10 protein-coding genes are annotated in these 12,218 nt (G+C 54.8%); 8 read left to right on the plus strand and 2 right to left on the minus strand.

The window, feature by feature from the left end; all coding sequences use genetic code 11:
- Positions 1 to 273 precede the first annotated feature (273 nt).
- Both KI617_RS18180 and KI617_RS18185 read left to right on the plus strand, forming a co-directional pair.
- Positions 274 to 3,399 (plus strand): Eco57I restriction-modification methylase domain-containing protein, encoded by a 3,126-nt coding sequence (locus KI617_RS18180; RefSeq protein ID WP_226448718.1) that lies wholly within the window; start codon positions 274 to 276, stop codon positions 3,397 to 3,399.
- 2 nt (positions 3,400 to 3,401) lie between these two features.
- Entirely contained in the window at positions 3,402 to 4,100 is a 699-nt protein-coding gene (locus KI617_RS18185) for a hypothetical protein (RefSeq protein WP_226448719.1), read from the plus strand.
- A 226-nt stretch (positions 4,101 to 4,326) separates the two neighbouring features.
- Here KI617_RS18185 and KI617_RS18190 read toward each other — a convergent pair whose 3' ends face one another.
- Both KI617_RS18190 and KI617_RS18195 read right to left on the minus strand, forming a co-directional pair.
- A complete protein-coding gene (locus KI617_RS18190; RefSeq protein ID WP_226448721.1) occupies positions 4,327 to 4,824 on the minus strand; it encodes a hypothetical protein in 498 nt (165 codons plus the stop codon).
- Between the two features lie 109 nt (positions 4,825 to 4,933).
- Positions 4,934 to 5,884 carry a hypothetical protein gene (locus KI617_RS18195; protein ID WP_226448723.1) on the minus strand — a complete coding sequence of 317 codons (951 nt, stop codon included), beginning with the start codon at positions 5,882 to 5,884 and terminating at the stop codon, positions 4,934 to 4,936.
- 94 nt (positions 5,885 to 5,978) lie between these two features.
- Between KI617_RS18195 and KI617_RS18200 the strand changes: the two genes are divergently transcribed.
- From KI617_RS18200 to KI617_RS18225, 6 genes are all read left to right on the plus strand, one after another.
- Complete coding sequence (locus tag KI617_RS18200) at positions 5,979 to 6,392, plus strand: helix-turn-helix domain-containing protein (RefSeq protein ID WP_226448725.1); 414 nt, start codon at positions 5,979 to 5,981, stop codon at positions 6,390 to 6,392.
- 247 nt (positions 6,393 to 6,639) lie between these two features.
- A complete protein-coding gene (locus KI617_RS18205; protein ID WP_226448727.1) occupies positions 6,640 to 7,326 on the plus strand; it encodes a Tn7 transposase TnsA N-terminal domain-containing protein in 687 nt (228 codons plus the stop codon).
- 60 nt (positions 7,327 to 7,386) lie between these two features.
- On the plus strand, positions 7,387 to 9,348 hold the full coding sequence (locus KI617_RS18210; protein WP_226448729.1) for a Mu transposase C-terminal domain-containing protein: 1,962 nt from the start codon (positions 7,387 to 7,389) through the stop codon (positions 9,346 to 9,348).
- Complete coding sequence (locus KI617_RS18215) at positions 9,345 to 10,304, plus strand: TniB family NTP-binding protein (protein WP_226448730.1); 960 nt, start codon at positions 9,345 to 9,347, stop codon at positions 10,302 to 10,304. Before KI617_RS18210 ends, KI617_RS18215 begins: the two co-directional genes overlap by 4 nt.
- On the plus strand, positions 10,294 to 11,262 hold the full coding sequence (locus tag KI617_RS18220; protein ID WP_226448732.1) for a TniQ family protein: 969 nt from the start codon (positions 10,294 to 10,296) through the stop codon (positions 11,260 to 11,262). Before KI617_RS18215 ends, KI617_RS18220 begins: the two co-directional genes overlap by 11 nt.
- 16 nt (positions 11,263 to 11,278) lie before the next feature.
- On the plus strand, positions 11,279 to 12,070 hold the full coding sequence (locus KI617_RS18225) for a TniQ family protein (protein WP_226448734.1): 792 nt from the start codon (positions 11,279 to 11,281) through the stop codon (positions 12,068 to 12,070).
- Positions 12,071 to 12,218 lie beyond the last annotated feature (148 nt).

Consider the following 12,218-nt stretch of genomic DNA (forward strand, 5'->3'; position numbering starts at 1 on the left):
ACACCAAACGTAGAGGCCACTGCACGTCGACCAATACGGCCGACCCACAGAGCAGCTCGCTCGATGAACTCAAGTCTCCTCAACTGATCTGGAGATGGTGCGGCATCTGCGCTTTTTCGCGGCCTGCCACGCTTTACTGCATCCACAGTCGGCTCGCGCTCCACGGAAAGTGTTCTCGACACAGTATTAATTTAATGACATGTAATATTTAAAATGATATCATTATTTTAATACACACTAGCAACAAAGAGCTGCATACGCCAAAGTTAGAAAATGGATAAGCGACCAGAATCTCTCGGACCTTGGGTCGCAGAGCTCGGCTACGATAGAGTAGATGGGGCACTGGTGCGCGGTGGCGCCCAGACAGTAGACCTTCACCCATTTGCACCAGAACTTCGCGCAATTCTGACGCCAAATTACGGCCTTCCCGCGCAAGCGGTGTTTTGCGTCGACCGGGTGCCAACCGTGTGCCTACTCGACCAACAACAGCTTAGTTCCGACCCTCAAGTTCGGCGCAACGAATTGCGTCAATTTTGCGAGCGCCTATGGAATCAGAATCTGGCTCGTGTAGTACTCATTACCGACACCAACTCGCTTGAGGCATGGTCAGTCGACAACCCTAACGCCACTCCCTTGCTCTATTCGTCACAAGAGCGCGAAGAGGCGACTCGCGCGTGGTCCGTTTCCGGTTTGCTTGGCGGAGAGGCCCTAAATGGCCGTGACGATTGGTTTGATCCCCACAAGCGCGTCGACAAGGTTCTGCTAGATAACATTATTGTGTTGGTTGAGAACCTTGTGCGATGTGACCTTGATGCGTCCGCCGCTCGTAGACTGGTGGCTCGGCTCATCTTCATCACATACCTCGAAGATCGCGGGATTGTCGGCGAAACCTACCGGTCACAACACCATGTCCGGCCTTTGTTCGATGTCATCCGCGAACGCGATAGCACGGGGCTGCGCAAGCTGATCAAGCGCCTACGTACGGATTTCAACGGAGATTTTCTTACTTCTGCCGACAGTGAGATTGGTTGGGAAAATCTTTCCCACGATGCATTTGACTGGATTTCCAAGTTTCTTAGCCAGACAACACTTCGCACTGGACAGGCCAGTTTCTGGCGATATGATTTTAGCCAGATCCCAATCGAGCTAATTGCCGGCATTTACGAAACCTTTCTGGCCACCAAGGAGGCCGGGGAAAATCAACTGCCTTCCGAAAAGGAGAAACGCAAACGAGGCGCCTATTACACACCGCGTCTGCTTGCCGACTGGGTTGTTGATCTAGCTATTCAGGATCGAGACGTACTGAGCGAGTACATCTTCGACGGCGCATGCGGTTCGGGAATGTTGCTGACTGCAGCTTTCCGCCGTCTTATTCGCGCCTTCGAAACCCAAAGCGCGCGCAATGGTTTGCCTGCCGAAGCTGACTTCATAACTCGGCGCAACCTGCTCACGGAGCATATCTTTGGTGGCGACATAGATGAAGACGCCTGTCAACTAACTGCCTTCAGTCTATATCTTGCACTTCTAACCGATTTGAATCCGCGCGATCTCGCAGAGCTGCGCAGAGGGGGCCATAAATTACCGAGCCTCACGCACAACATTAGGCGAGGTGCAGAGGGCGATTTTTTCTCTAACGCCAGTGAAATCGCGAATTGCAAGCAGTACAGCATTTTCCTGTCAAACCCACCTTGGCGCGAACTAACAGCGAATGAGCCTGCGGCCGAAGCGATGCGCTCTTGGCAGTTGCGACAAAAAAAACCGAGACCGCACGTACCGAAGCGTCAGATTGCAGCAGCATTTGCTTTGGGCGCTGCCGACACGCTCAAACCTGGCGGAAGAGTCGCACTTATCCTGCCGGTCAATCCATTTGTATCAGCAGATCCTACGCAACGCGATTTCAGAGCACACTTGCTCGGCAGGTACCGCATTGAAAAAATTATCAACTTCGCAGATATGCGTCGACTGATATTCGCTGACGCAATTCACCCATTCGTTGTGCTAATTGCACAGGCACGCCCGCCCGAAGAACGCTTCACCAGTGTGGAAGCCGAGAGTTTTGAGTACTGGACTCCAAAGACAGATATTTCACTTGCTTTTGGTCGCCTCGCAGTACATGGCGGTGATCGCGAAGACCTATCCGCCTCTATGCTTATCAGCGATGAAGCGCAACTCGCAATTCGTTACTGGGGCTCGAAAACAGACATTGCGTTACTACAAAAACTCAAGCGCTACGGCTGCATTGGCGACCTTGTGCAGGACGGTTGGCTAGATGCAAAGGGGTTTCATGCACGTGACGAGGACCGACGTCGCCCGGAGGAGACTTGGTACACGGAGGTCCCTGACTGGATGGCAACAAACCGCTTCCTCCCCACCACTGGACTAACCAGAGACTTACCGTTTGTACCGAAATCAGCTCTCCGCGACTTTCCCTTCGATAAGATTGCTCGTATCACCCCCAAACGCCTTTTCGAGGGGCCGCGAGTCCTCTGGACCGATGGAGCTCACCCTGAAGATGGCGTCAAAGCAGCGTATGCAGAAATGCTGTTTACGTATCAACACTCGGTCGCTGTATTGTCAGCGCCAAACAATCTCGATGGCCGACTAACAGCCCGCTTCCTTACCGCCTATATTCGATCCCCCATGGGCCTTTGGCTCCTGCTACTCCTGAGTAGCAGTGTTGCATCTGAACGCCCAAAATTGCATGTTTGCGAGGCTATGGATTGGCCATTTTGGTCACTTGAGCGACATCCAGAACCAGCTCATGCCCGCTGTGTTATGGAGGAAACAGATAGGTTGCTTGCGGTAGTAGAAGAGAGCAACGAAATATTCCAAACACACGAATGGGAACAACTACAGCCGCAGCTTAACGCACTCGTTTACTCTTACTTCAAGCTAACGGTCGATGAGGTTGCGTTGATTGAAGAGCTTGCGACACTGGTGGGACCAGCTTTACAGCCAACTAGCTTGCGCCACCGCGCGCTGATGAGACCGCTACGCCAAGCACCTACCGCCGAATTGATGCACAACTATTGTGTAGCTCTCACTCAAACACTTGAAAAGTGGCGCGATGCGACCGGTGGCGAAGGAGAAATTCATGCCGCAACTTGGACTGGCCACAGTGTCCCGCTGGCAGCTGCAGTCCTTACACTTGGTGGCAATGCTCCCAATGATCGATACGGCGATGATTGTTTAATCGAGGAGCTTAGTGCTGCGTTGCGTCGTGCGGCCGATTTGCCTGCGGAAACCCTCCTAACAATACCAGACCTTGCGATTGTGGATGGCAATCGCATATTCCTGATAAAGCCTATGATTGCGCGTTTTTGGATGCGACGATGCGCTATCGAAGATGCGAATCGCCTCGCGATGCAATTCCAAAGCCTTTCTAAATCACGGACGTAAAAGTGACGCGATTGCTTGGGCTCCACAAAGCATCAGACTGGACATGGGTTGTGCGGCGCCCACCGGCCGCACAAATACTCGAATATCTCGTCAATAAGTGGCTGGATTACGAGACAAAATACTCCGGAATTGGAGAACCATTCGCCAGCCGTAACGAGCCTGCGCTAACGGAAGGTTTGGCCGCGTATCTCGATGCCGAGTATCAGGCAGGGGCTCAACCTTTTGACGGAGAATTCTTCGCCGAACTGAACCACTACGATCTACTGCCCGATGGCAAGCGGAGCATTATTGGCCGATCGGACATTGAGTGGCGATTATCTGGTGCCCCAAATTTCATAATCGAATTCAAGGTCATCGGTGGCGGCCGTCCCGCCAAGGCATATATCACTGATGGGATGATTCGCTTTGTGGATGGCAGGTATGCACCGAAAGCGGCGGAAGGGGCAATGTGGGCTTTTTTTCGGCCAAACTCAACAGAAACTGTAACCGATATTGAAGCAATCATCGATGAACATGTAGCGCACCTACGGTGTCAGCCCGAAAATGGAATGCATCGGATTTCGCCTTCCGTGCTGGCGCCCAATATTGCGAGCTTTGACTCCGTTCACGAACGAGTTCATCCGGCGATTTCTATTCGCTTAGCACACATTTTTGTTAGCATTTCCGACAAGTCAATGCTGCTCCCAAATCCTATCAAATAAAGAGACAGCGATGGGGTTTTCGTGCTCAAGACATTTTTGCGCCACTTCCTTGTTGTTCTTGTTCCGGTTTGCTCAAGAATACATAAGGCGATATTATCGAATCAAAGCAAGCCTCCGGTGTGACCTCTGCGCAAGCATGCCCCCGGGGGCATAGTCTTTTCTGGGCCGCCGCTACACACGCGATAGCCTACCGCCTGACACTAGGCGCAGCAGGTTATCTGTTACTTTAGTATCCCGACTCTGCTCGCAGGTAGGCGTTGCGGATCGCGCGGGCGTCCGATAAGGCAAAGTGCGGTTTTTGATCCGGATGGCGCAGGAAAAAGGCCGCCATTTCATCGTTGAACAAATTGCGCTGCGTGCCGTTTGTAAAGTTGTCCGGGGTTTTCTGAAAACGCCAGTTGCCTGGCATGGTTTTGCCGAGCGAAGTGAAGGTCTTATTCAGTATCTTCTGGTCCCAATTAGAATCGGCAATGAACAGGAAATCGCCACCTAAGTTGCGGAGCCAATCGGTCAGCGAGGAAAGAAAGTCAGCCGTTGAAATCGGGGACAAGGACAGTAGAGGCAAAACCGTTGCCTTCACAAAATCATTGCAGGCGTCTTCTTCGTAATCTGAAAGCTCGGCGTAAAAGTGATCACCCGATTGGGTAATAAACCCCGCAGAGATCAACGATGCTGAACTGCTCAGATCGGTGAATTCACAGTCGAAGAAAAGTAATGTGATCATCTTTATCAATTTCCGTGACATAAAACTGGTTTCGATAGGCAATTCTCTTCGGAAATATTTCCTTGAACGGCAGAGGAGCCAATCACTTCTACATTGAGCACGAACGTTCTCAGGGAATGATCGGTCGTGGATTGTCTAGGTTAGTAGGTGTGACAAGGCTCTCCAGCATCCTCTCTGCGGCCATTACCAACCAGCTGGTCGGCAATCCAATTCCATAACAAGGCGCTTGACTGTATCGCATTGGGGCGAACTCCTCCGCTTTCAGCTTAAGCATCAATTGGCGTTCCAAAGCACTACCGATCCGCTGGCAACCAGGGTAACTCGCTATGCCTTTCAATAGGACCATCGCACCTTCGCGTGCCCTGCCGAAACGAAGGCCGTCTCCGATCTTCACGGCCTCATCTGTAAGCAGCGCGAGGGCGCAGAGCGAATCTACCCCCGGATTTTCCAACAGCATTTGGATTTGACGCTTCCCGCCATAGCGACGCGTCCAGCCCATGGTTAATCCCTGTCGTTCAAATAGCTGGGACATGATTGGCTCTGGCAATCGCATCATCGACAAATGAATGAGCGCTAGGTCGTTCAGCGGAACGTTGATCTTGCGCCGATGCCGAAGTTTGGACTGGCCTCGGTTTATCGCTCGCCATTCCTGAACCAACGTCACATCCCCTCGACGTGCAGCGTCGGCAATCCAGGGTTCTGGAATTTTCCGGAAATGTGCATCCCAGAATATCGCCGATTCAACCTGTCCAAACAGCCAGTCGAATATCGGGTGGAAAAAGGCCAGCGATGATCCGGGAAATTCAAGTTCGGCGGCCAGCAGCCAAGGGGCTATCACAGACCTCCCCAAGCGAGGTTCAAACGCAACGGCACGATGCAGGCGGAAATAATCGCGCACCAGATCGACTGAAGGAGGAGTGAGTCCTCTTGCCTCGTATTGCCGCTCACGGATTCGCCGCTCCAGCCGGACCATCCCCAGACCTGTCTCGGCCCGCAGGCGATCGATGAAATAGCCTGATCGCAAATACAGCGAAGGTTGTGCAATTTTTGCCGATGACAAATCGTTTCTCCTGCGATTTATGGGGGGAAATTGCACCCTATTCCCGGGGACTGGCAACTGATATTTGTTGACTCACTTGTTTCCATTGTCAGCCATGTCGCCCCAACCCCATCCTGAGACCTTTCCGAAAATCCTCGTCACCTTGAGGAAGGCTCGCGGCTTGTCGCAAAAGGCGCTGGCCATTTCGGCAGGCATGGATCAATCCTACGTAGCCGGACTTGAGAATGGCAGGCGTCCACCACCTAGGGATCGGCAGATTGCCAGATTGGCTCAGGCCCTGCAGGCCAGCCAGGAAGAACACGCCCGTCTACTGGAAGCCAAAACGGCTGCATTGCTTGCCCGCGTATCCGCGGAGGCGGGTGGCCCGCATCGGGACATGCTGGCGCAACTGATCATGATCGCAAGTCGCTTGAGTGCCACCGACCTCGCGATACTGGACCGGGTCGCCGGAGCCATGTGTTCCTCATCCAACATTTCGACATGCGAGGAGAGACATATGAGCCCGTAAAAAAAACCGGCCTGCGAGGGCAGGCCGGCTCTTTCCCTATGAGGGGTACTGCGGATCGACAACTTCAGTATCGCCCTCCACCAAGGCCAGGTCAACGCCCTTCGTTGGATGGAAGAGAGTCCTATTGCGCCTCGTCGGCCATTCCGCCGAATCCCCGAGTCCGTTTTCGTCAGGATGGTGTCGGCAGCACTAGCTGCCTCAACACGCCTGTGAACGATCAATCCGATCTTCAAGCGCAAGGACCATCATGGAACCTTCCAATCGCAAAATCATTTCCCGCTCCCCCTCGCGAACGGTCCGGATCATCAACCTGCCTGGCTTGCTGCAGACCCCGGTTGCCGCCGAATCCTCCCTGGAGGCCGATTACGTACACCGGGCCGCCCTGGTTCCCCAGACCAGTGCGCTGCTGGCACAACCATTCCGCCTACCCGTCAGCCCCCAAGGCTATACCCCGGACTACCTGCAGACATTTTCGAACTCGACCTTGAAAGCCGTCATCGAGATCAAAATCGAACGCAAGCTGGCCGACTACAAATCCTTGTTCGACAGTGCCGCTGCCTTTCTGCGTGATAAGGGCTACACCTTCTACGTGGTCACCGAAAAGGTATTGCGCCGTCATAACATTGACCTACGCACCAAGCGGATTCTGCGATACGCCAAGGCAATCTTCCCGCAACCGGATTGCAAGCACGTCGAGCAACTACTGGCGGAGTACCCCGAAGGTCTCCCCATGGGAACACTGCGCCGCAAGGCCCGCATTAGCCTTGAGCTCATCCTGCATCTGATCGCTACCAAGCGAATCTCGACTGGCCATCGCCTTCTGCTCGACGACTCGGTTGTCGTCAGGCAGCCGCCCAAGCCGGGGAGCTACGCCGACAACCCACTAGAGGAAGCACTCGGCATAAAGCCCTGGAAATCGGCCACCCAATCCTGAACCAAGCTCCCTCCGCATCCCTTCTAGCAATGCGAGGGAATCATTCAATCGGACAATTACATGCGAATCACATTTTCCGCAGGCCTCGTCCTGCGCCATGGACAACGGACACTGGAACTGATCCGCCAACTCAATCCCGACGAATATCAGTTTGAAGACTGTCTCACCCGTCGGCCCATCGTTCTCAGCTGCGCGACCCTGACCAAGCGAATCTGGGACAACACCTACGAAGTGCTGGTCGGCACCAACACTTCATCGAAAGAGCCTGGGGTGCCCCTGGCTCAGCCAAATTTGATCGACCTGCGTTCACTTAAGGATGAGGTACGCACCGGCATTGAGCGTCGGATGCATTACGTCAAGGCAGCCCAAAAAGCTCATATCGGACGAGGACAGCGCGCGCGTATCGAAAAGCTGATTCCAACCGTTGCCACGCGCATCAAGGACGAGAAGCCGCCATCGGCCAGCTCGGTGATGGCGTGGATCCGCAGTTACCAGAATACGAATCTCAATCCTCTCGCGTTGCGCAACGGTAACACCATGCGCGGCCCTCACCGCCGCACTCACCCTTTGATGGATGAAATCGTCAAACGCAACATCATCAAGGAATACCTGACCCGGTCACGCAATTCCTTGCAACACACGCTTCGCTTCATCCTCCGGGAAGCGCGGCGGCTGGTTGAACAGAAAAAACTGGAAGAATCGGAAGCCGTTTTCAGTTTATCGAGCCTCTCACGGCGCGTGAGGGAAATCGACCTGTTCCGACGGATCGCCGCTAGGGAAGGGCATGCCCGAGCCCGGATGGTTTGTCGGACGGTCATGGATGGTGCCGGGGCCGCTTACCCTTTGCAGAGAGTCGAAGCCGATCACACCCCCCTTAACTGGGTCGTGGTCTGCGACCGGACTGGGCTCCCCCTAGGTCGCCCATTGCTAACGGTCATTATCGATTCCTATAGCAATTACGTACTCGGCATCTACATCAGCTTCTATGGGGCCGGGATTTCCTCCCTTAGCGGCGTCCTGCGCAATGCAATCATGCCTAAGGATCAGTTCGTGTCCGGACTTTCCCTCCAGCACCCCTGGCTTGCCAGCGGCGTACCGGACGAAATCATCGTAGACAACGGCCTTGAATTCCACGCCTCGGTCTTCAAGCTGATGGCTTGGGAACTCGCTTCCGACCTGACCTATTGCCGCGTCCGCACACCGTGGCTGAAACCTCACGTCGAGCGCTTTTTTGCGACGCTGGACCATCTCTCGCTCAACCGCGGTCGCATCCACAAGCGTGTCGCGAACGTGATGAACATCGACCCACGCAAGGATGCCGCCATCAAGTTCTCCGATCTTGTTAAAGGTCTGGTGATGTTCGTAACCGACGTCCATCCCTTCGAGATCAACGAGCGGAAGCTGGCACGCCCCTACGATCTCTTGATGGAGGGGCTGGAATACTGCCCCCCTGCTTCGTTCCCGCTCAGTTTCGACAACCTGCGCCTGACGACTGCGCTGTCGAAAACAACGACGCTGGGCCCTGGCGGCATTGAGTTGCGTGGGCTGCCCTATGGACGTCAGGAATTGCTGCCCTTACGCAAACGCTATGGCCAAACGTTCAAGGTGCAGGTGAAGTGGGATCCCGACAACATGAGCCACATTTGGGTTCGCCATCCGGAAGAGGAGGGCTGGATTCAAAGCCCATGCCGCTGGTTCGAGTACGCCAATGGCCTGAGCTGGAACCAGCATCTGATCATCCGGAACTTCACCCGGCGCGAATTGAAACTCAAGGGGGCTCACGAAGACCTGATGCAGGCGCACCTGCGTCTCCACGACTTCTGGATGGAGGCCACCTCCTACAAGACCAGTGCCGACGCCAAACTGGCCGCCAGGTTTTCTGGCGCCACTTCCGCCAAGGTCATGGAGCCCCCATCAGATCCCGACAGTCCCGAACGCATATCGACGACAGCCATCGCCGACATCGAAATCTCTCAGGCCCAGCCTTCCATTCCCGACTTTGAATCCTTCGTCATGCCATGAAAAACAACGAATTCAACTTTATCGACATCGATGACCCGGTCGAAGCCGAGGAACGCCAAATCAATACCCGCCGCCTGGCGGAATATGGGGCTGAAGCGTTGCGAGTAGGCAGCCAGGTCGAAAGCCTGTATGTCACCTATTCCGAATTCAAAGCAGCGCTGGCCGCCTGCGACCGAATATTCAGCCTATCCAAGATACTGGAAACACCACAGGGCATGATCATCACGGGACCTCCGGGCTCCGCGAAGACATCGCTTGCCCAGTATTTCATCGCTTCATTGCCGCCGAGTGACCTGTTTGAAACTGGCTTCGGCGCCATCTTCCTTCGACTGCGGGTCGCCCCTACCCAAGGGCACATCATTTCGGCCCTCCTGCATGCGTTGAAATATCCGTTCACGCAAATTCGACGAGGGAGAACCTACGCTATGCGTGACATCTCCTTTGAAGCCCTGCGCCAGCGCGGAACCAAAGTCGTTTTTGTCGACCAGGGGCATTGCCTGGCAACTCAAGCACGGCCACGCCATTCCGACGTTCTGGAAAGCGGCGCTTCGGATACGCTGCGGGAAATGATGGAGGAGACGGGCGTTGGCCTGATTCTACTGGCCGACGCCAGCTTTGGCGGGCTGCAGCACGTGGACCGTGCGCTGGATGACCGGATCACGGTCCGGATGGATTTTTCGCATTTTTCTGATGACAACGAATGGAAGGGATTCCTGAGCGCTTTCGTCAAAGGAATTCCGGCCATTGATCTCTCGATTCTGAACGTCCCAGATATCGCCACACTCACGCATACGGCAACCAACGGCAACCGCAGATCCTTCCGCCGCCTCATCGTAGAAACCGCGATGCTCGCCACCGAATCGAAGGTCAGCGCAGTTCAGGTGGAGCATCTTCGGAAAGCGTTCGACACGGTCAACGGTAACGCGCCTGGCAGGAGCAATCCGTATGCAGCGTGAACCACTATCCCCCCTCCCGGTCCGACTTGCCCCAGGCGACGACGAGTCAATAATCAGCCTGCTTTATCGAACGGCACAAGCGAACGGCATGGATCTTCAGCATCTCAGGCAGTGGCTCGGACTGCCGTACTGGGTGCCGTTGCCAACGCGAAGTTGTCCCGCACTGGCCTGGATATCGGGCGTTTCAACCGCCTGGCTGGCGCGGCGAGCCATCCAGACCACGCTGCTTAGCGGCGCGCAGCGCTATTTGTTCATGGACCATGAGTTTGGGAAGGGTTCCATCAACTTCGCCTGCCGGGCACGCATTTGCCCTTTCTGCGTAAAGCGTCAGAAATATACGCGCGCTGCTTGGCAACTCCGCACTATCTGCGGCTGCGTCGAACATGCATGCATCCTGATGGACAGTTGTCCGGTATGTGGCGCGCTATTGGATTGGCAACGTCCGGCCATCGATATCTGCCGCTGCGGTCGATTCTTGACTGCTCCCGCTCAGCAGCCGCCGCCGCTGCCAGAGAGGGTATCGAACTGGATTCGCTGGAATGAAGCCCGCCTGAAAAACCCCGAGACGACGATTCCGGCAGAAACCTTTGGCCTACCAAAACTGCTCTCAACGCTGTCGATCGATGGAGCTTTACGCTTTGTTCTGTCCATTGGACTGCACCCACATCCCGCGGCTTTGGAGCATGCCGATGATCGCCGACATTTGAGCAGCGAGGGTACCTGTGTACAGGTCGGGCGAGCGCTCGAGCGTCTTACCGCCATAGGCGATCAACTGGGTAATTTGGCATCGCTGGGTCCGCTTGCTCACCAACCGGCTCTGGAACGCTTGCGTTCACACGGCATTTCAGAAAGTGATCGCCGCTATGCGGCTTGGCTACTCGCCACGTTGCAGGGAGGCCGTGACGCTGCAAGCGGAAGCGGGCGTCGTCAGCGGGGCCAATTGAGCTTATTCGAATGACTACGGGGAGAACGTAATGACAAACTTCCTGGTCAACGTGCCGGAACCCCAATTGTTCGAGGCAGCTAGTTCCTGGTTGAGCCGCTTGGCATTGTCACAAGGGATCAGTCTGACAGAACTGATGGCGTTTCTTCACCTCGACCCACGCGATCGCATGCATCTGGACCGTGACCTGCGTGACGCTCGCCTTTCCGAATTGCGGGCGTTGTGCAAACTGCCACAAACGGTACTCCAAGTGCACGAAAGAATCGCGTGCTCGCTGGAGAAACTGGATCCGGAGCGACTTGTTGGCTTCCTCAACATGTCCGAATCCAAGGCCATTTTTCGTTATTGCCCTGCCTGTCTCCGGGAAATGAGGGTGCCACATGTTCCGATCCATTGGCGATTCATAGCCTGGCGCTGGTGCCCGATGCATGATTGCCTAATGGAGGAGGTCTGCCATCATTGCGGCCGAGCGCAACACAGCCCTGTCGACCTAGCCATTGCCGATAGCGGGAAAAGTGGCTTTCCATGGTTCAGCCGATGCCAGCATTGCAGTCGTTCGCTGGGCGAGGCCATTCCTATTTCTGCGCGCGAACTGTCTCATGCAGAACGCTACGTGCTAGAGCAAGGGCGAGCTTTTTTGGCGTCAATGTTTCATGGACACTACAGAAATGGGGGCATTGGCGCCATTTCTGACTTGGTCAATCTCAGCTCACACGTAAGATTGAAGACGTTTTCTCAGGAATTGAAATTCCTGTCTCCAGCGTGGAGAAGGGAATGGATGTCTGAAAATGGTCGTACGCCCCGCAATTTCAACCTGTTCTGATGAGATCTTAACCGGATGCTTCGGCAAGTTCGTTCCTGCCGTAGAAGAATGAGGATACGAGGTATATCTACCTCCGACGCTGAACAGTCTCTCGACTACTTCAGGCAGTTCGTTGAAAGCGGTCTCTCAACGAAACCATGCCCCGTTG

It is taken from the genome of Ferribacterium limneticum (genome assembly GCF_020510625.1).
Lineage (GTDB): Bacteria > Pseudomonadota > Gammaproteobacteria > Burkholderiales > Rhodocyclaceae > Azonexus > Azonexus limneticus_A.

Excerpts from the sequence above, each read along its gene's own strand:
- KI617_RS18180 (WP_226448718.1), top strand. The coding sequence starts at position 274 with ATGGATAAGCGACCAGAATCTCTCGGACCTTGGGTCGCAGAGCTCGGC.
- KI617_RS18190 (WP_226448721.1), bottom strand. The coding sequence starts at position 4,824 with ATGATCACATTACTTTTCTTCGACTGTGAATTCACCGATCTGAGCAGT.
- KI617_RS18200 (WP_226448725.1), top strand. The coding sequence starts at position 5,979 with ATGTCGCCCCAACCCCATCCTGAGACCTTTCCGAAAATCCTCGTCACC.
- KI617_RS18205 (WP_226448727.1), top strand. The coding sequence starts at position 6,640 with ATGGAACCTTCCAATCGCAAAATCATTTCCCGCTCCCCCTCGCGAACG.
- KI617_RS18210 (WP_226448729.1), top strand. The coding sequence starts at position 7,387 with ATGCGAATCACATTTTCCGCAGGCCTCGTCCTGCGCCATGGACAACGG.
- KI617_RS18215 (WP_226448730.1), top strand. The coding sequence starts at position 9,345 with ATGAAAAACAACGAATTCAACTTTATCGACATCGATGACCCGGTCGAA.
- KI617_RS18220 (WP_226448732.1), top strand. The coding sequence starts at position 10,294 with ATGCAGCGTGAACCACTATCCCCCCTCCCGGTCCGACTTGCCCCAGGC.
- KI617_RS18225 (WP_226448734.1), top strand. The coding sequence starts at position 11,279 with ATGACAAACTTCCTGGTCAACGTGCCGGAACCCCAATTGTTCGAGGCA.